21 protein-coding genes and 1 pseudogene are annotated in these 16,624 nt (G+C 72.6%); 4 read left to right on the top strand and 18 right to left on the bottom strand.

The window, feature by feature from the left end:
- Window positions 1-69: 69 nt before the first annotated feature.
- Genes ispF through KLO01_RS03735 form a run of 4 tightly spaced genes read right to left on the bottom strand, consistent with a single transcriptional unit; the run spans window position 70 to window position 2,496 of the window.
- The gene (gene ispF / locus KLO01_RS03720; RefSeq protein ID WP_186827896.1) at window positions 70-567 is read right to left on the bottom strand and encodes a 2-C-methyl-D-erythritol 2,4-cyclodiphosphate synthase; all 498 of its coding nucleotides are present in this window, start codon (window positions 565-567) and stop codon (window positions 70-72) included.
- On the bottom strand, window positions 564-1,334 hold the full coding sequence (locus KLO01_RS03725; protein ID WP_147062212.1) for an SDR family oxidoreductase: 771 nt from the start codon (window positions 1,332-1,334) through the stop codon (window positions 564-566). The genes ispF and KLO01_RS03725 overlap by 4 nt, the downstream gene beginning before the upstream one ends.
- Entirely contained in the window at window positions 1,331-2,017 is a 687-nt protein-coding gene (gene ispD, locus KLO01_RS03730) for a 2-C-methyl-D-erythritol 4-phosphate cytidylyltransferase (RefSeq protein ID WP_147062214.1), read from the bottom strand. The genes KLO01_RS03725 and ispD overlap by 4 nt, the downstream gene beginning before the upstream one ends.
- Complete coding sequence (locus tag KLO01_RS03735; RefSeq protein WP_035945327.1) at window positions 2,014-2,496, bottom strand: CarD family transcriptional regulator; 483 nt, start codon at window positions 2,494-2,496, stop codon at window positions 2,014-2,016. Before KLO01_RS03735 ends, ispD begins: the two co-directional genes overlap by 4 nt.
- 233 nt (window positions 2,497-2,729) lie before the next feature.
- On the opposite strand from KLO01_RS03735, the gene KLO01_RS03740 reads away from it, so the two are divergent.
- Window positions 2,730-3,251 (top strand): hypothetical protein, encoded by a 522-nt coding sequence (locus KLO01_RS03740; RefSeq protein ID WP_147062217.1) that lies wholly within the window; start codon window positions 2,730-2,732, stop codon window positions 3,249-3,251.
- 73 nt (window positions 3,252-3,324) lie between these two features.
- On the opposite strand, the gene KLO01_RS03745 is transcribed toward KLO01_RS03740, so the two are convergent.
- Together KLO01_RS03745 and KLO01_RS03750 are read right to left on the bottom strand one after the other, a co-directional pair.
- Entirely contained in the window at window positions 3,325-4,005 is a 681-nt protein-coding gene (locus tag KLO01_RS03745) for a response regulator (protein WP_147062219.1), read from the bottom strand.
- Window positions 4,002-5,186 carry a sensor histidine kinase gene (locus KLO01_RS03750; protein WP_147062221.1) on the bottom strand — a complete coding sequence of 395 codons (1,185 nt, stop codon included), beginning with the start codon at window positions 5,184-5,186 and terminating at the stop codon, window positions 4,002-4,004. The genes KLO01_RS03745 and KLO01_RS03750 overlap by 4 nt, the downstream gene beginning before the upstream one ends.
- Before the next feature lie 196 nt (window positions 5,187-5,382).
- On the opposite strand from KLO01_RS03750, the gene phoU reads away from it, so the two are divergent.
- Window positions 5,383-6,099, top strand: coding sequence for a phosphate signaling complex protein PhoU (gene phoU, locus KLO01_RS03755; RefSeq protein ID WP_147062223.1), 717 nt, complete (start codon window positions 5,383-5,385; stop codon window positions 6,097-6,099).
- Between the two features lie 66 nt (window positions 6,100-6,165).
- On the opposite strand, the gene KLO01_RS03760 is transcribed toward phoU, so the two are convergent.
- The 4 genes from KLO01_RS03760 to KLO01_RS03775 all read right to left on the bottom strand — a co-directional run bounded on the left by KLO01_RS03760 (window position 6,166) and on the right by KLO01_RS03775 (window position 9,579).
- A complete protein-coding gene (locus KLO01_RS03760; protein ID WP_147062225.1) occupies window positions 6,166-6,900 on the bottom strand; it encodes a phosphoglyceromutase in 735 nt (244 codons plus the stop codon).
- A 65-nt stretch (window positions 6,901-6,965) separates the two neighbouring features.
- Window positions 6,966-7,454: a YbjN domain-containing protein gene (locus KLO01_RS03765; protein WP_147062227.1), complete on the bottom strand. Its 489-nt coding sequence runs from the start codon at window positions 7,452-7,454 to the stop codon at window positions 6,966-6,968.
- Entirely contained in the window at window positions 7,451-8,764 is a 1,314-nt protein-coding gene (gene mshA, locus KLO01_RS03770; RefSeq protein WP_147062229.1) for a D-inositol-3-phosphate glycosyltransferase, read from the bottom strand. Before mshA ends, KLO01_RS03765 begins: the two co-directional genes overlap by 4 nt.
- A gap of 23 nt (window positions 8,765-8,787) precedes the next feature.
- Entirely contained in the window at window positions 8,788-9,579 is a 792-nt protein-coding gene (locus tag KLO01_RS03775; protein WP_147062231.1) for a hypothetical protein, read from the bottom strand.
- A 68-nt stretch (window positions 9,580-9,647) separates the two neighbouring features.
- On the opposite strand from KLO01_RS03775, the pseudogene KLO01_RS03780 reads away from it, so the two are divergent.
- A pseudogene (locus KLO01_RS03780) lies at window positions 9,648-10,464 on the top strand (class I SAM-dependent methyltransferase).
- On the opposite strand, the gene KLO01_RS03785 reads toward KLO01_RS03780, so the two are convergent.
- Genes KLO01_RS03785 through KLO01_RS03805 form a run of 5 tightly spaced genes read right to left on the bottom strand, consistent with a single transcriptional unit; the run spans window position 10,449 to window position 13,377 of the window.
- A complete protein-coding gene (locus KLO01_RS03785) occupies window positions 10,449-10,775 on the bottom strand; it encodes a DUF2516 family protein (RefSeq protein WP_147062233.1) in 327 nt (108 codons plus the stop codon). The pseudogene KLO01_RS03780 and the gene KLO01_RS03785 overlap by 16 nt on opposite strands.
- A 9-nt stretch (window positions 10,776-10,784) precedes the next feature.
- Window positions 10,785-11,219, bottom strand: coding sequence for a D-aminoacyl-tRNA deacylase (gene dtd / locus KLO01_RS03790; RefSeq protein ID WP_147062235.1), 435 nt, complete (start codon window positions 11,217-11,219; stop codon window positions 10,785-10,787).
- A 13-nt stretch (window positions 11,220-11,232) separates the two neighbouring features.
- Window positions 11,233-12,213: an asparaginase gene (locus KLO01_RS03795; RefSeq protein WP_147062237.1), complete on the bottom strand. Its 981-nt coding sequence runs from the start codon at window positions 12,211-12,213 to the stop codon at window positions 11,233-11,235.
- 31 nt (window positions 12,214-12,244) lie between these two features.
- Window positions 12,245-12,964 (bottom strand): hypothetical protein, encoded by a 720-nt coding sequence (locus tag KLO01_RS03800; RefSeq protein ID WP_147062239.1) that lies wholly within the window; start codon window positions 12,962-12,964, stop codon window positions 12,245-12,247.
- A 44-nt stretch (window positions 12,965-13,008) separates the two neighbouring features.
- Complete coding sequence (locus tag KLO01_RS03805; RefSeq protein WP_147062241.1) at window positions 13,009-13,377, bottom strand: helix-turn-helix domain-containing protein; 369 nt, start codon at window positions 13,375-13,377, stop codon at window positions 13,009-13,011.
- Between the two features lie 209 nt (window positions 13,378-13,586).
- Here KLO01_RS03805 and KLO01_RS03810 point away from each other — a divergent pair, with 209 nt between their 5' ends.
- Entirely contained in the window at window positions 13,587-14,084 is a 498-nt protein-coding gene (locus tag KLO01_RS03810) for a DUF4395 domain-containing protein (RefSeq protein WP_147062243.1), read from the top strand.
- A gap of 138 nt (window positions 14,085-14,222) precedes the next feature.
- Here the strand turns inward: KLO01_RS03810 and KLO01_RS03815 are convergent, their stop codons facing one another.
- The 3 genes from KLO01_RS03815 to KLO01_RS03825 all read right to left on the bottom strand — a co-directional run bounded on the left by KLO01_RS03815 (window position 14,223) and on the right by KLO01_RS03825 (window position 16,573).
- Window positions 14,223-15,062 (bottom strand): beta-keto acid cleavage family enzyme, encoded by an 840-nt coding sequence (locus KLO01_RS03815; protein ID WP_147062244.1) that lies wholly within the window; start codon window positions 15,060-15,062, stop codon window positions 14,223-14,225.
- Window positions 15,063-15,125: 63 nt separating this feature from the next.
- The gene (gene ygfZ, locus KLO01_RS03820; protein WP_147062246.1) at window positions 15,126-16,157 is read right to left on the bottom strand and encodes a CAF17-like 4Fe-4S cluster assembly/insertion protein YgfZ; all 1,032 of its coding nucleotides are present in this window, start codon (window positions 16,155-16,157) and stop codon (window positions 15,126-15,128) included.
- Window positions 16,154-16,573 carry a Fur family transcriptional regulator gene (locus KLO01_RS03825; protein WP_147062248.1) on the bottom strand — a complete coding sequence of 140 codons (420 nt, stop codon included), beginning with the start codon at window positions 16,571-16,573 and terminating at the stop codon, window positions 16,154-16,156. The genes ygfZ and KLO01_RS03825 overlap by 4 nt, the downstream gene beginning before the upstream one ends.
- Window positions 16,574-16,624 lie beyond the last annotated feature (51 nt).

The raw sequence follows: 16,624 nt of genomic DNA on the forward strand, positions 1-16,624 counted from the left end.
TGCGTCGATCCGCGTGTGCCGGCCGGCACACGTCGCGGTGGACTGCCTGTGACGTTACCCCGAGTCTGCTCAGCCCGCGATGACGGGTGCGAGCAGGGCCGATGCGATGGCGGCCACGCCCTCGCCCCGACCGGTGAGACCCAGCCCGTCGGTCGTCGTGCCGCTCACCGACACCGGCGCCCCGCACGCCTGCGACAGCACCTGCTGCGCCTCGGCCCGGCGCGAGCCGATCTTGGGCCGGTTGCCGATGACCTGCACCGCGATGTTGCCGATCTCGAACCCGGCCTCGCGCACGAGCCGGGCGGCCTCCGCGAGGAGGGTCGTGCCCGAAGCGCCGGCCAGCTCGGGCCGGTCGGTGCCGAAGTGCTCGCCCAGGTCACCGATGCCGGCGGCCGAGAACAGGGCGTCGCAGGCCGCGTGGGCCGCGACGTCGGCGTCGGAGTGCCCGTCGAGCCCGCGCTCCCCCGGCCAGTGCAGCCCGGCGACCCACAGCTCACGCTCGGAGCCCTCGGGTGCCAGCGCGTGGACGTCGACGCCGACCCCGGTGCGGGGCAGGTCGGAGGTCACGCCCCGTCCTTCCAGTCGATCGGGCCGCGGTGGAGCAGGTGCGGCGCCGCCTGGGCGACCGGCTTGACGACGAGCGTGTCGATGTTGACGTGCTGGGGCATCCCGACCGCGAACGCCACGCAGGCGGCCACGTCGTCGGCCACGAGGGGGCGGTCGACACCCTCGTAGACCTTGTCGGCGGCGGCCCGGTCGCCGTGGAGGCGGGTCAGCGAGAACTCCTCGGTGCGGACCATGCCCGGGCGGACGTCGATGACGCGGACGTGCTCACCGTTGAGCTCGAGGCGCAGCGTCTCGGAAACCACCGACTCGCCGTGCTTGGCCGCGGTGTAGCCGCCGCCGCCGGCATAGACCCGCTCGCCGGCGATCGAGCTGACGTTGACGATCGTCGCGTGGGGCGAGCGGCGCAGCAGCGGGAGGGCCGCCTGGGTCACGCGGACGGTGCCGAGCACGTTGGTGGCGTACATCGCCTCCCACTCGGCGAGGTCGCCGCTCTCAACGGGGCTCAGCCCGATGGCGCCGCCGGCGTTGTTGACGAGGACGTCGAGGCGGTCGAGGCCACCCACGCCCGCAGCCACGGCGTCGGCGTCGGTGACGTCGAGCTCGAGCGCCGTGACGGACCCCCCGAGCTCGGCGACGACGGCGTCGAGCCGGTCGCGGCGACGGCCCGCGACGACGACGGCATACCCGTCCTGGACGAGGCGGCGGGCGACGGCGGCACCGATCCCGGTGCCACCTCCGGTGACGAGGGCGACAGGTGGCTGGCTCACGGGCCGAGAATACGACCGGCGCGCTCGAGGTCGGCGGCGGTGGTCACCTTGAACGCGAGCTCGTCGCCCTCGATGACGAGCACCCGCCCGCCGAGCCGCTCGACGAGGGCGGCGTCGTCGGTGGCCTCGACGCCCGAGGCGTGCGCGTCGACGAGCATCGAGCGGCGGAAGGCCTGGGGGGTCTGGACGGCGCGCAGGCTCGAGCGCTCGGGCGTCGCGACGACGACCCCGTCGGCGTCGACCTGCTTGACCGTGTCGGTCACGGGCAGCCCGGGCACGACGGCGTCGGCGCCGGCGCGCACGGCGGCGACGAGCCGGTCGAAGAGCGAGGCCGGGGCCAGGCACCGCGCCGCGTCATGCACGAGCACGACGTCGACGTCGTCGCGCAGGGCCGCGAGACCGGCCGCCACGGAGTGCGTGCGCTCCGCGCCACCGGCGACGACCGTGACGTCGCCGGCTCGCGGGTGCGCGGACACGAGCGCGCCCGCCTCCCGGAGGTGGGAGGCGGGCGCGACGATGACGATCTGGGTGGTGTCGGCAGCCTCGAACGCGCGGCGGACCGCATGCTCGAGAAGCGTGGTGCCCGCGACGCGGACGAACGCCTTGGGCTGTGATGCCCTCAGCCTCGTGCCCTGACCTGCGGCGACGAGGACGACACCGACGGAGCTCGATGCTCCGCTCAGGACGCGAGGACCTCGTCGAGGATGGACTCGGCCTTGTCCTCGTCGGTCTTCTCGGCGAGCGCGAGCTCGGACACGAGGATCTGACGGGCCTTGGAGAGCATGCGCTTCTCGCCGGCGGACAGACCGCGGTCCTTGTCGCGGCGCCAGAGGTCGCGCACGACCTCGGCCACCTTGATGACGTCGCCCGACGCGAGCTTCTCGAGGTTGGCCTTGAAGCGGCGCGACCAGTTGGTCGGCTCCTCGGCGAACGGGGCGCGGAGGACCTCGAACACCTTCTCGAGGCCTGCCTTGTCGACGACGTCACGCACGCCGACGAGGTCGCAGTTCTCTGCGGGCACCTCGATGACGAGGTCTCCCTGGGCAACCTTGAGCTTGAGGTAGAGCTTCTCGACGCCCTTGATGGTGCGCTTGTTGATCTCTTCGATGCGCGCAGCCCCGTGGTGGGGGTACACGACCGTTTCTCCGACCTTGAAAACCATATGCTGTTTGCCCCTTTCGCGACCCCCAGTTTAACACGCCCGGACCGACACACGGAATCGGGCGGGACGGCATACGTGCAGGTCAGAGGCCTGAAATGCGCTGAGCCGCAGCGAGATTGGGGATTGACACGACGCGGTTTCCATGCACTCGGCGGCTCGTCCGGGCCACCCCGACCGGGCCGCTGCGCCCACCGCGCGCACCCTGACGGCGCGTGCTCGCTAGGCTGTCTTCCGTGACGACCGCTGCCCAGACGACTCCCCGCCACCGCCTCCGTGCCGTCCTCGGTGCCGCCGTGCTCGGCACGACGCTCCTCGGCGGGTGCGCGGTGTTCAACCCCCAGCAGACCGACTACGCCTACCAGGCCGCCGACGGCGTCAACGTGACGTTCGGCGACCTCGACGTGCGCGGCCTCGCCGTCATCGCCGACACCAAGGGCGCGCCCGGCGTGCTCATCGGCCAGCTCGTCAACACGAGCGACGACGACCTCGACGTCTCGCTCGCGAGCGAGGGCAGCCAGCCGACGCAGGTGACCGTGCCGCGCCACGGCTCGCTCTCGCTCGGTGAGGACGGCGAGTCCGTCACCCTCTCGTCCGTCTCCGCGGCCCCCGGCGACGTGCTCAACGTCCAGGTCTCGACGGCCGCGACCGGCCAGAACATCGCCACGGTGCCCGTCCTGCCCGCTCTGGGCTACTACAAGGACATGACGCCGGCCCCCGCGGCCAGCCCGTCGGCGAGCGCCTCCGCCAGCGGCTGACCGCTCCCCTTCCGTATGCCGTGGGCTCACCGAGCGCGTCAGCGCCGGTGGGCCCACGTGCGTGCCCGGGGTGTCAGGCCTCGAACTTGTAGCCCAGCCCGCGCACGGTGACGATGTGCCGGGGGTTGGCCGGGTCGGGCTCGACCTTGGCGCGCAGCCGCTTGACGTGGACGTCGAGGGTCTTGGTGTCGCCGACGTAGTCGCTGCCCCAGACCCGGTCGATGAGCTGCATCCGGGTGAGGACGCGTCCCGTGTTGCGCAGCAGCATCTCGAGCAGCTCGAACTCCTTGAGCGGCAGCTGGGTCGCCGACCCGCCGACGGTGACGACGTGGCGCTCGACGTCCATCCGGACCGGCCCGGCCTCGAGCGTCGTCGGCAGCAGCTCCTCGGGCTCGCTGAGCCGGCGGAGCACCGCCTTGATCCGGGCGAGGAGCTCGCGCGAGGAGTAGGGCTTGGTGACGTAGTCGTCGGCGCCGAGCTCGAGCCCGACGACCTTGTCGATCTCGCTGTCCTTGGCGGTGAGCATGATGATCGGCACGGCGGACTTCTGGCGCAGCGAGCGGCAGACGTCGACACCCGACAGCCCCGGCAGCATGAGGTCGAGGAGCACGAGGTCCGCACCGGCGCTGTCGAACTCGGCGAGGGCGTCGTTGCCGTTCTCGGCCACGCTCACCTCGTAGCCCTCCTTGCGCAGGAGGTAGGACAGGGGGTCCGAGAAGGACACTTCGTCCTCGACGACGAGGATGCGGGTCATTGCTGCTGTTCTCCTTGGGCCGGGCCGACGGACTGCCGGTCGGGGTCTGCCGCGGACCGGACGGCCGCAGCAGGAAGTCTCATGGTGAAGGTCGAGCCGTGACCCTCCTCGCTCCACACCGAGACGTCGCCGCCGTGGGTGGCGCAGACGTGCTTGACGATCGCGAGGCCGAGCCCGGTGCCGCCGGTGGCGCGGGAGCGCGCGGCGTCGACGCGGTAGAACCGCTCGAAGATCCGGCTCTGCTCGGACTCGGGGATGCCCTGCCCCTGGTCGGACACGGTGATCTCGACGGTGTCGCCGACCCGGCGGGCCGCGACCGCGACGCGCGTGCCGGGCTCGGAGTAGTTGACGGCGTTGGAGACGAGGTTGGCGACGGCGGTCGCGAGCAGCTCGGCGTCGCCGAACACGCTCGCGCGCTCGTCGGCGACCGGCTCGAGGCTGATCTGGCGCGCCTCGGCCGCCACGCGGACGCGGTCGACGGCCTCGGCGACGACGACGGGGATCTGGACGAGCTCGGGCTCGTGGAGGGTGTCGGCGACCTGGAGCCGGGACAGGTCGACGATCTCCTTGACGAGGCGCGTCAGGCGGGTCGACTCGACCTGGATGCGCGCCGCGAAGCGCGAGACCGCCTCCGGGTCGTCACGCGCGTCGAGCACCGCCTCGGCGAGCAGGGCGATCCCACCGACGGGCGTCTTGAGCTCGTGCGAGACGTTGGCGACGAAGTCGCGGCGCACCTCCTCGACACGGCGGGCGTGCGTGTGGTCCTCGGCCAGGATGAGGACGTGCGAGGCGCCGAGCGGCGCGACCCGGGCCTTCATCAGGGCGTTGGTCGTCGTGCCGAAGCCGCGTGAGAGCTCGAGGTCGACCTCGCGGATCTCGCCGTCGCGTCGGACCTGCCGGGCGAGCTGGCGCAGCTCGGCGTGGACGAGCTCACCGTGGCGCACGAGGCCGTAGCTCACCGCGGAGGCCGAGCTGTTGACGACGGCGTCCGAGGCGTCGAGGACGATCGCGATCGACCGGAGCACCGCGAGGACGTCGGTGACGCCGGCGGGCAGCGACGGCGGGGGCGTCGGGGGAATCGCGGTGAGCGTCCGCTCGCTGAACCGGCTCGCGGCGACAGCGACGGCTCCGATGACGAGCCCCAGCCCGCCACCCACGAGTCCGGCGAGCGTCGCATCCACGCAGCCAGCCTAATCCGACACGACGCACGCCTCCGGCCACCGACGGCGCGACGCAGCAGGGAGCGACCACAATGTTCACCTGCGAGGTGGCGGGTGTTCACCGCCTCGTGCCACGCTGCCGACGTCGGCGACCCACCATGTCTGCGTGCCGCCGGCGTCCGAGGGCGTGCCATCGCCCATGTTCGAGAGGTCACGTATGCGCAAGGCATTCCACGAAGAGCTGGACCGGGTCACCGAGGGGCTGGTCGAGATGACGCGGCTCGCGAGCTCGGCGATGTCGCGGGCCACGACGGCCCTGCTCGACGCCGACGTCCAGCTCGCCGAGTCGGTCATCGGCGCCGACGTCGAGATCGACGCCCTGCGCGAGGAGCTCGACCTCCTCTCCTTCGACCTGCTCGCCCTCCAGCAGCCGGTCGCGACCGACCTGCGCATGGTCGTGACCTCGATGCGGATGAGCTCGGACATCGAGCGCATGGGTGACCTCGCGCGCCACGTGGCCAAGGTCGCCCGCCTGCGCTACCCGAACTCCGCCGTCCCCGCCGAGCTCCGGTCGATCATCCTCGAGATGGGCCAGGTCGCCGAACGCATCGTGACCAAGGCCGGCTCGGTCATCGCCGCCCGCGACGTCGAGGCAGCCCGCCAGATCGAGCGCGACGACGACGCCATGGACGAGCTGCACCGGCGCCTGTTCGAGCGCCTCGCCTCCGACTCCTGGAACCACCCGGCCGAGACCACCGTCGACATCACGCTCGTCGGTCGCTACTACGAGCGGTTCGGAGACCACGCCGTCTCGGTCGCACGTCGCGTGGTCTTCCTCGTCACCGGTGAGCACAGCGCCGAGAGCGAAGTGAGCCACGAGGACGAAGAGGACGAGAAGGCCTTCCCCGAGACCAAGGTCGAGCCCACCACCTGAGCCGCGACGCGGCCCGCACGTCGAGCACACGGCATACCGGCACTGTCGGTATGCCGTGTGCTCGTCTCAGCGTCCCTGGTTGGCGACCGCCGCGGCGGCCGTCGCCGCGGCCTCGGGGTCGAGGTACTCACCCGGCTTCGTCGGCATGAAGTCGTCGCCGAGCTCGTAGACGAGCGGCTGCCCGGTGGGGATGTTGAGCTCGGCGATCGCCTCGTCGGAGATGCCGTCGAGGTGCTTGACGAGGCCGCGCAGGCTGTTGCCGTGCGCGACGACGAGCACGGTCTCACCGGCGACGAGGTCGTCGCGCAGGCCACCCTCCCAGTAGGGCATGAACCGCTCGATGACGTCCTTGAGGCACTCGGTGCGCGGCACCTCGACGCCGGCGTAGCGGGGGTCGTCGGTCTGGTCGAACTCGGAGCCGACCTCGATGGGCGGCGGCGGGGTGTCGAACGAGCGGCGCCACAGCATGAACTGCTCGTCGCCGTACTTCTCGCGGGTGGCGGCCTTGTCGAGGCCCTGGAGGGCGCCGTAGTGGCGCTCGTTGAGCCGCCAGTCACGGCGGACCGGGATCCAGTGGCGGTCGGCCGCGTCGAGCGCGAGGTTGGCCGTGGTGATGGCGCGACGCAGCACCGAGGTGTGGACGACGGTGGGGAGGACGCCGCGCTCCTTGAGGAGCTGTCCGCCGCGCACCGCCTCCTCACGACCCTGGTCGTTGAGGTCGACGTCGACCCAGCCGGTGAAGAGGTTCTTGGCGTTCCACTCGGAGTGGCCGTGACGCAGCAGGATCAAGGTGTGTGCCATGGCTCCAGCGTAGTGACGCGGGGCGGGAGCGTGAGGCGGGGCGCCCGGCATACGGGCGCGAAGGGTCAGGACCTGTCGAGGAGGTGACGGAACGCCTCGAGGTTGCGCAGCGACTCGCCGCGCGACACCCGCCAGTCCCACTCCTTCTGCATCGAGGTGAGGAAGCCGAGGACGAGGAGGTCGTTGAACGGCGAGTCCGCCGCCTCGAGGACGACGCCGAGGATCAGGTCGAGGCGGTCGGCGTCGATGCCCGCCGCGGGCAGGCGCCCGGTGAGGTAGACGTCGCCGCTGCCGTCGATGGCGTAGGCGAGGCCGGGCAGGCGGAGGTTGCGGCGAAGCAGGCTCCGGTAGAACGCCTCGTGGTTCTCGTCGGGGTTGCGGATGACGAAGGCCGAGACCGAGAGGTCGGAGTCACCGGCGACGAGCGAGACGACCGTCTTGAGCTTCTTCTCTCCGGGAAGGGTGACGACGTACTCGCCGTCGCGCGCGCCGGACTCCCACTCGATGCCCGTCTCGTCGAGGTAGCCCTCGATGGTCGAGGTCAGCCCGGTCACGGGATCACCGCGGTCGGGATGCCGGTCAGCACGTCGGAGTCGTTGATCGAGGCGCGCAGCGGGGCGGCGAGAGCGGCGTCGTAGACCGCTGCCAGCCGCTCGGCGGTGGCCTCCCAGGAGAAGTGCGCGGCGTGCTCGACGGCGCGGCGGGACAGCTCGGCCGCGCGGACGGGGTCGTCGATGACGCCCTCGATCGCGTCGGCCCACACGTGCGGGTCGTGACCGTCGACGAGGACACCGGCGTCCCCGACCGCGGTGGGGAGCCCGCCGACGTGGGTCGCGACGACGACGGCACCACAGGCCTGCGCCTCGACGGCGACGAGGCCGAACGACTCGTTGTGCGACGGCACGGCGACGACGTCGGCCGCCCGCATCCAGGTCGCGAGCGTCTCGCGGTCGGTCGGGGGGACGAAGCGCACGAGGTCGGCGATGCCCTCGTCCTCGGCGAGGCGCTCGAGGGCCATCGGGGAGCGCACGGCCGAGCCGCTCGCCCCGCCGAGGATGCCGACGACGAGCCGGCTGCGCAGGGAGGGGTTGCGCCGCACGAGGTTGCCCGCGGCGCGCAGGAGGACGTCGGGCGCCTTGAGCGGCTGGATGCGCCCCACGAAGAGCAGGAGCACGGCGTCCTCGGGAACCCCGACGCTCCGGCGGGCGACGTGCCGGTCACCCGGCCGGAAGACGTCGAGGTCGACACCCGGCGTGACGACGTCGACCCGGTCGGCGTCGGCGCCGTAGAGGTCGATGAGCTCACGCGCCTCGTCGGGCGTGTTGGCGACGAGCCGGTCGGCGGCCTCGACGACCTGGGCCTCGCCGATCTCGCGGCCCCTGGGCTCCTCGGCGTCGCCCTCGGCGCGGTGGAGGTTCTTGACCCGGGCCATGGTGTGCATCGTGTGGACGAGCGGGACGTCCCAGCGGTCGGCGGCGAGCCAGCCCACCTGGCCCGAGAGCCAGTAGTGCGAGTGGACGAGGTCGTAGTGCCCCTCGGGCGCGTGCGCGGCGACCCGCATCATGCCGGCGGCGAACGCGCAGAGCTGGCCGGGCAGGTCCTCCTTGTCGAGCCCTTCGTAGGGCCCGGCGGCGATGTGCCGGACGATGACTCCCGGCTCCACCTCGACGACCGGCGCGTCGGCGGCGGAGGTGCGGCGGGTGAAGATGTCGACCGCGACTCCCCTGCGCGCCAACCGTTTCGCCGCCTCGAGGACATAGACGTTCATGCCACCCGCATCGCCGGTGCCCGGCTGCGCGAGGGGCGAGGTGTGCACCGACACCATCGCGACCCGGCAGCGCGGCCGGGTCTGCTCGCTCGTCATCCGGCCAGTGTGTCACGCACGGATCAGGTCCGGCGGGGCACGCCACTGAGCGTCAGGGTGGCCCGGTTCGACCAGACGTGGACGTCGAGCCGACCGTCCGGGCGGAGGTCGAGCCCGCGGGTCCGGATGGCCGGCCCGATCCCGACGACGGCCTGGCGTGCGGTCGTGAAGGCGCGCACCTCGCCGCCGAGCGGGACCACCCACCAGCCCTTGGTGCGCAGGTTGCGGTCCGGCAGCGCCGGCGGGATCCCGGTGGTCCCCGGCATGGTGTCGAGGTGGACGACGACGGCGTCGGCGCCCTGCACGTGGGCGGTGACGTGCACCCCGGCGGTCGTCAGCAGGAAGGTGAGGCGCAGCGGCATCGTGCGCGTCGCCCCGTCGACCTCGCCGTAGACCTCACCGAGGTATGCCGCCCGCCCCGGCTCGATGCGCACCTCGTCGATCCGGACGTGGTCCAGGCCCGCCTCGACGTGCTCGACCGGGTGGTCGTCGCGGTCCTCGACCTCGCCGATGACGGCGCTCACCGGCGAGCCTCGGGTGATGGTGTCGACGAGCGTGCCGCTCGCGGCGGAGACGCGGAACCCGGACTGGTAGGCGCCGACGGTGTAGCCGCGGCCCAGGGTGGCGATGCCGCGGGCGGACGCGTCCACGGTGAGCAGGCCCGGTGCGACGTCGACGAGGCCGATGTCGGTGCGGAGCACGACGGGCAGCCACCCGGACAGCCCGAGGGCAGCGGCCGCGGCCACGGAGACGACGAGCGCCACCATGCTCCGGCTCACGTCGCGGCGTCCGCCGCGCACTCCCCATCTGTGCACGTCAGCAGCCTAGGCGTGCGGCCTGTGGGCGTGACGCCGGCGGGGCGGCCTGCTCGTACGCTGGGCCCGTGGCGAGGACGAGACCGGTCGGGGTGATCACCCGGGGGACGACCAACCCCAACCGGCTCCGGCGGTGCGACCGGTGGCTCGCCGGCCCGGCCGCGTGGCGACTGCGTCGCTGCACCGGCGTCCCGGTCGTCGTCGACCTCGGCTACGGCGCGTCACCCGTCACCGCCGTCGAGCTGCACGACCGGCTGCGCCGTGCGGCCGGACCTCGAGGTCGTGGGGATCGAGATCGACCCCGAGCGGGTGGCGGCGGGACGGCTGCTGGAGCGTCCCGGGCTGTCGTTCCGGCGCGGAGGGTTCGAGGTGCCGCTGGACGGACGCTCGGCCACGGTGGTGCGCGCGTTCAACGTGCTGCGCCAGTACCCCGAGGAGGAGGTCGCCGGCGCGTGGGCCACCGTGTGCGAGCGCCTCACCCCCGACGGGCTGCTCGTCGACGGCACGTGCGACGAGCTCGGTCGGCTGTCGACGTGGGTCGCAGTCGAGCCCGCAGGACCCGTGTCGCTCACGCTCTCGTGGCAGCTGCGCGGGCTCGACTCCCCCTCGGTCATCGCCGAGCGGCTGCCCAAGGCCCTCATCCACCGCAACGTCCCGGGCGAGGCCGTCCACGACTACCTCGCCGACCTCGACCGGCACTGGGCACGCAGCGCGAGCCACGCGGCATACGGGGTCCGTCAGCGGTTCCTCGCGACGGCACGGGCGATGCGCGAGGGCGGCTGGCCGCTCCTCGACGGGGCGTCGCGGTGGCGGCTCGGCGAGCTCACCGTCGCGTGGGACGCCGTGGCGCCGGGGTCACCGGCGCGAGGTCACCAGGGGCCGTAGGGGCCCTGGTGCGAGCCGGTGCCGCGACCCTGGACGGTCTCGACGGCAGGGCGCACGTCGGCGAGGTAGACGCCCGCGGCGACGATCCCGATGATCGCGAGGAAGCCGAGTCCCCCGCCCAGCGAGATGAAGCCGAGCAGGGTCGCCACCCCGGTGACCGCGAGCCAGAAGTTCTTCGTCCGCTTGCCGGCGGCGACGAACGCGTCGGGACGCGTCTTGAGCGCGTGCACGAGAGCGAAGACCTCGAGGGCCAGGGCCGCGATGGTGAGCGCAAGGGTGACGTAGTACTGCGCCGCGCCGAGTCCGAACATGGGTGCAGCCTACGGCGCGGAGCTGTCCACGACGATGGTCACCGGGCCGTCGGCGACGACCTCGATGTCCATGTGGGCACCGAACCGGCCGGTCGCGACCGTGATCCCGCGTCCGCGCAGCGCCTCGACGACCTGCGCCACGACGGGTTCGGCGACGTCGCCGGGCGCCGCGGCGTTCCACGACGGACGCCGGCCCTTCCTCGTGTCCGCGAGCAGCGTGAACTGGCTGACGACGAGCACGGGCGCACCCGCGTCGGTCACCGACCGCTCACCCTCGAGCAGCCGCAGGTCGGCGATCTTGCGGGCGATGAGCTCCACGTCGGCCGCACCGTCGTCGTGGCCGACGCCGACGAGGACGAAGAGCCCCGGCTCGGTGATCTCACCGACGGTCTCGCCCTCGACGACGACAGCGGCGCGGTGCACCCGCTGGAGGACTGCCCGCACCCGGCGTCTCCGCTCAGATGCCCACGGCGACGACGGAGCCGACCGGCTCGCCGTGCCCGAGGATCGGGGCGTCCTCGAGCGCGTCGAGCGCGCCGGACTCGACGCCCAGACGGCGCAGGACCGCGGCGAGGATGACGGTGCGGGCCCGCTGGCCGCCGTCGGCGACCTTGAGGGCGATGCCGCGACCGTCGGCCAGCCCGACGGCATACACGGCTTCGGCACCGTCCTTGGCGATGGCACCGGGCGTGCGCTGGATGAAGGTCGTGACGTCACGGCGGCTGCCACCGAGGTACTCGGGGTGGCTGCGGATCGCGTCGGCGACGCGGGCCTCGTCGGTGCCCGGCCCGGCGCTGGCGATGCGTCCGAAGGCACGGGCCAGCCCGGCGAGCGAGACGGCCATGACCGGTGCGCCGCAGCCGTCGACGGCCGTGGCGGCAACGGGCTCACCCGCGAGCTCCGCGAGCGTCGCGTCGCACGCGCGCTGAAGCGGGTGGTCGACGTCGAGGTATGCCGTGTGGTCCCAGCCGTTGGCGACGCAGGTCGCGAGCATGCCGCTGTGCTTGCCCGAGCAGTTCTGGGCCAGCGACTCCTTGCCGTGGCCGGCCCGGATCCAGTCGAGCCGGGCCTCGTCGTCGACGGGGTAGTCCGGCGTGTTCTGGAGGTCGCGCACCGTGAGGCCGGCGCCGTCGAGGATCTCGCGGACCGCGTCGAGGTGGAACGGCTCCCCCGAGTGGCTCGCGCAGGTGAGCGCGAGGTGGTGGGGAGCGAGGTCGAGGCCGTGGCGCACCATGGCGAGGGCCTGGATCGGCTTGTTCGACGAGCGCGGGAACACCGGGCCGGTCGCGTCGCCCAGGGCGAGCTCGACGGAGCCGTCGGCGGCCGTGACGGCCACGCTCGCCCGGTGGACGGATTCGACGAAGCCGCCCCGGATCGCTTGCGCGAGCACCGGGGCGGCCTCGAGGACGGCAGGGGTGGACAGGTTCGGGGTGCTCACGCAGCCCAGACTATGTCCGCTCCGGCCAGGGTCAGTCGCCGACCTTCTCGGCGGCCTTCTCGGCAGCCTTGGTCGAGGTGGCGGCCGTCTTCTTGGCGGCGGTCGTCGTGGCCTTGGCGCGCGTCGTCGTCTTCTTCGCGGCCTTGGTCGCGGTCGTGCTCGTGCGCTTGGCGGCGGTGCGGGTCCGCTTGGCGGAGGCCTTGATGTCGGTCGCGGCGACCTCGGCGTCCTCGCGGACGGTGTCGACGACGATCTCGGCGACGTGGGCGGCCTCCTGGCGGCCGGTGGTGAAGGTGGCCAGGGCCGAGCTGCGGACGTCGAGGACGGCCTTGCGGGCGGTGGTGACGGCGCCCTTGCCGAGCGAGAGGGTGACCTCGGCCTGCTCGACGAGGTCCTTGGTGGCCTTCTGGTTCTTGATGCGGGTCACGAGCTTCTCGCCGCGGGTCGCGAGACCCTCGTAGCCCTTGGTGACCTCGTCGAGGGTGGCGACACCCTGGTCGAGGGCCTTGGTCGGGAGGGCGCGGACGTCGTCGAGGACGACACCGGCGCGCTTGGAGACCTCGTCGGCGCGCTTGCTGAAGGCGGTGGGGGTGAGCTCGGCGCGCACCTTGTCGGCGCGGACGCGGGCGTCGGCGGCGGCCTTGTCGGCACGCAGGCGGGCCTCACGGGCGCGCTCGACGGCGAGGTCCGTGGCGCCGACGACGGCGAACAGCGGGCTGGCGGGCTTCTTGGCGGTGGTCTTGGTGGCCATGTGTTCCTCCTGGGTGAAGGTGGTGCTTCGGACGGTTGAGGGCGTCAGGGCGTGCGGTCGGTGCCGACGAAGGACTCGTAGACGTCGACCAGGGTCGCCTTCTGACGGGCTGTGAGGGTGGGGTCGGCAGCGATGGCGTCCCGCACGGTGGGGGTGGCGGCCTCGGCGCCGTGGTGCTCGTCGAGGATTCCGGCCTTGACGTAGAGCGTCTCGGCCGACACCTCCAGTCCCTTGGCCAGCTGCTGGAGGATCTCGGCGCTCGGGCGCTTGAGTCCCCGCTCGATCTGGCTCAGGTAGGGGTTGGAGATGCCTGCGAGCTCGGAGAGCTGACGCAGCGACAGACGGTGCGACAGACGCTGCTCACGCAGGTAGTCGCCCAGTCCGGCGAGGTCGTTCAGCGGGTTCCGGCTCATGCACCCATTGTGCTTGCTCCAGTTAGCAGAATGCAAACCCAGGCAAGCGTGACGGTGGCCACACGATGTCCGTCGTCTCGACATTCCCGCCCGACGTGGCTTGAGTGCACTGCGCAGCGCCGCCGCAGTGCTGCGCAGTGCACTCATCCCACTCCGGGTGGGAAAGCAGCGCGTATGCCGCATGCCTGGGTTTGCGATAATCTTGCGTTATGTCACTGCCCGCGTTCCTCACCTTCCCCAACCCCGTCAACGAGAAGGCCGCCCGGTCGGTGGCCGCCGGCGTCGTCGTCCTGGCGGCGCTCACCCTCGTGACCCAGTGGTGGTGGCTCTCCGTGCTCCTCGCCACCGGCTTCGCCCTTCGCGTCGCCGCCGGTCCGCGGTTCAGCCCGCTCGGCCGGCTCGCCGTCCACGTCGTCGCTCCGCGGTTCGGGGAGGCACGGCTCGTTCCGGGCCCGCCGAAGCGCTTCGCCCAGGCCGTCGGCCTCGTGACGAGCGCGGCTGCGGCGGTCGCGGCGCTGGGGTTCGGCGCGACGACGGTGGCATCGGTGCTGCTCGGCGTCCTCGTCGTCTTCGCGACGCTCGAGTCGGCGCTGGGGTTTTGCGCCGGGTGCTGGGCGTTCGGTCACCTCATGCGGCTCGGGGTCATCCCCGAGGACACCTGCGAGGCGTGCAACGACATCACGCTGCGCCGGACCCAGCCCGCCTGACGCCCGACCTGCCTCCGGCGCCGCCGCCCCAGCTTCTGCTCCCCAGGAGGGAACCTTCGGCATCCGGAGGGAACGTTGCCCTCCGGATCCCCAACCTTCCCTCCCCAGGAGCAACAGTTGAGGTCGGGGGTGGGCGGGTCAGCGGCGCTTGACGCCGAGGAGGGCGCGCGCCTCGGTCGTCGACATCGGCGGGCGCTGCATCGTCGTCGCCAGCTCGGCGGCCCGGGTCACGAGCTCGGCATTGTGCTGGACCTGCTGTCCACGGGCGAACACGATGTTGTCCTCCATGCCCACGCGCAGGTGGCCACCGGCCGACAGCGCGGCGGCGAGCACCGGCAGGTGGGTCCGGCCGATCCCCGTGGCCGACCAGGACGTCACCTCCTCGGGCAGCATCGCGACGCCGGCCAGGAGCGCGGCCGCGGTCCCGGGCATCGCTCCCGGCACCCCGAGCACGAAGTCGACGTGGACCTTGCCGCCGAACGGCAGGCCATGGGTGTCGAGGAGGCGGCGCAGCGCGTGCACGTGGCCGAGCTCGAACAGCTCGAACTCGGGCACGACCTCGCGCTCCTGTGCCTGGACGTAGAGGTCCGACATGAAGCCCCACGGGTTGAGGAACACGTCGTCACCGAAGTTCGTCGTGCCGCACGTGAGCGAGCACGAGTCCGGCTCGGCGTCGAGCACCGTGAGCCGCTGCTCGAGCGGGTCGTGCACGGACCCGCCGGTCGACAGCTGGACGATGAGGTCGGTCTCAGAGCGGATCGCCTCGACCGCCGCGCGCAGGTGGCCGGCGTCGAGCGTCGGGCGGTGCTCACCGTCGCGGATGTGCAGGTGGATGAGGGCCGCGCCCGCCGCCTCGCAGGTGCGGGCGGTCTCGACGAGCTCGTCGAGCGTGGTGGGCAGCTGCGGCACATCGGCCTTGGCGTGCTCGGCGCCGGTGGGCGCCACGGTGATGAGGGTCGCGGACGGTGCGGGAGCCATGCGGGTCAGTGTGTCAGGCGACCCGCGCGCCCACCGCCCCGGATCGGGAGATCCTGCGGCGGGTCAGGGGGTGACGATGACGGTCTGCGCGCCGGCGACGGTCCCGGCGACAAGATCGGCGTCCACCGGGGTGTTGCGCTTGATGACCGCGAGCGCGATCGGCCCGTCCTCGTGGTGGCGCGCGACGGTCGTGAGCCGACCCACGACCCGGCCGTCGAGGCTGAGCTCGGCACCGGCCTCGGGGAGCAGGTGCCCGGACCCGTCGAGGTGGAGGAAGACGATCCGGCGCGGGGGTCGACCGAGGTTGTGGACGCGGGCGATGGTCTCCTGCCCCCGGTAGCAGCCCTTGTGCAGGTGCACGGCGGTGCGCAGCCAGTCGAGCTCGTGCGCGATCGTCCGGTGGTCGGTCTCGAACCCGAGCCGCGGACGCCAGGCGGCCACGCGCAGCGCCTCCGCCGCCCAGGTCCCGGCGAGCGGCCGGTCGCCCACGGCCGCCTCCATGCCGTCGCGGGGGACGATGAGCTCGCGCCAGCGTCGCGCCTCACCCGGGTGCCCCGTCTCCGGCCCGTATGCCGCGGTGTCGCCGACGAGGTGGGGCCACGGGTCCACCCAGGCCACCGGCTCGCCCTCGGCACTGGCGGCCGAGAGCGGCTCGCCGAGGACGGCATACGACGCCGTGACGTCGGCGACCTCGACGCGGAGCATGAAGCGCATCGAGTCCAGCCACGTGACGAGCGCCGGGGCGGTGCCGGGCTCGACGGTGAGCCAGGTCGTCTCGCCGTCGTCGACGACGTGGAGGACGTGCTCGATGTGCCCCTTGGGCGACAGGACGAGGGACTCGGCCGAGACACGCGGCGCCAGGCCGGTGAGCTGCTGCGAGGTGATCGAGTGCAGCCACGACAGGCGGTCGGGACCGGTCACGGTGACGACGCCGCGGTGCGACAGGTCGACGACGGCGAGCCCCTCCTCGAGGAGCCGCTGCTCGCGTCCGGGGTCGCCGTAGTGGGCGGCCACGCCGGCGTCGGCCCCCTCGCCGGCGACGGCGCGGGGACGGTCGAGCAGCGGGGAGGTGGGGAGGGTGACGGTGTCGGTCATGACGTCTTCCTGCAGGAGCGGCAGAGGCCGTGGATGGCGGCGTGGGTGACGTCCGCCTCGAACCCGAGAGAACTCTCGAGCCGCGCCACGAATTCCTCGGCCACGCTGGTGGGTGCCTCGTCCACGGAGCCGCACTGACGGCATACGACATGGATGTGGGTGGCGTGGGAGGTGAGGTGGTAGCTCGGCACGCGGTGGTCGACGTGCGTGTGGGTGACGAGGCCGAGGTCCGAGAGCGCCTCGAGCGAGCGGTAGACCGTGGAGAGCGCCATCGGCGCCGGTCCCTGCGTCGCGACGGCCTCGACGATCTGCTCCGGCGTCGCGTGGCCCAGGGACCCGACCGCGTCGAGCACCTGCTGGCGCTGCGGCGTGAGCCGCCGTCCGGCGGCCCGCAGTCGCGTGCCGAGATCACTCACGCCCTCCAGTATGCCGCTCCCTCGGCGGGGCGGACCCCGCACCTACACTGG

Source organism: Knoellia locipacati, assembly GCF_007992835.1.
GTDB lineage: Bacteria > Actinomycetota > Actinomycetes > Actinomycetales > Dermatophilaceae > Knoellia > Knoellia locipacati.

Excerpts from the sequence above, each read along its gene's own strand:
- KLO01_RS03745 (WP_147062219.1), bottom strand. The coding sequence starts at position 4,005 with ATGACCCGCATCCTCGTCGTCGAGGACGAAGTGTCCTTCTCGGACCCC.
- ygfZ (WP_147062246.1), bottom strand. The coding sequence starts at position 16,157 with ATGACCGACACCGTCACCCTCCCCACCTCCCCGCTGCTCGACCGTCCC.
- KLO01_RS03760 (WP_147062225.1), bottom strand. The coding sequence starts at position 6,900 with ATGGCACACACCTTGATCCTGCTGCGTCACGGCCACTCCGAGTGGAAC.
- phoU (WP_147062223.1), top strand. The coding sequence starts at position 5,383 with ATGCGCAAGGCATTCCACGAAGAGCTGGACCGGGTCACCGAGGGGCTG.
- KLO01_RS03800 (WP_147062239.1), bottom strand. The coding sequence starts at position 12,964 with ATGGCCACCAAGACCACCGCCAAGAAGCCCGCCAGCCCGCTGTTCGCC.
- mshA (WP_147062229.1), bottom strand. The coding sequence starts at position 8,764 with ATGACGAGCGAGCAGACCCGGCCGCGCTGCCGGGTCGCGATGGTGTCG.
- KLO01_RS03810 (WP_147062243.1), top strand. The coding sequence starts at position 13,587 with ATGTCACTGCCCGCGTTCCTCACCTTCCCCAACCCCGTCAACGAGAAG.
- KLO01_RS03815 (WP_147062244.1), bottom strand. The coding sequence starts at position 15,062 with ATGGCTCCCGCACCGTCCGCGACCCTCATCACCGTGGCGCCCACCGGC.
- KLO01_RS03785 (WP_147062233.1), bottom strand. The coding sequence starts at position 10,775 with ATGTTCGGACTCGGCGCGGCGCAGTACTACGTCACCCTTGCGCTCACC.
- KLO01_RS03805 (WP_147062241.1), bottom strand. The coding sequence starts at position 13,377 with ATGAGCCGGAACCCGCTGAACGACCTCGCCGGACTGGGCGACTACCTG.
- KLO01_RS03735 (WP_035945327.1), bottom strand. The coding sequence starts at position 2,496 with ATGGTTTTCAAGGTCGGAGAAACGGTCGTGTACCCCCACCACGGGGCT.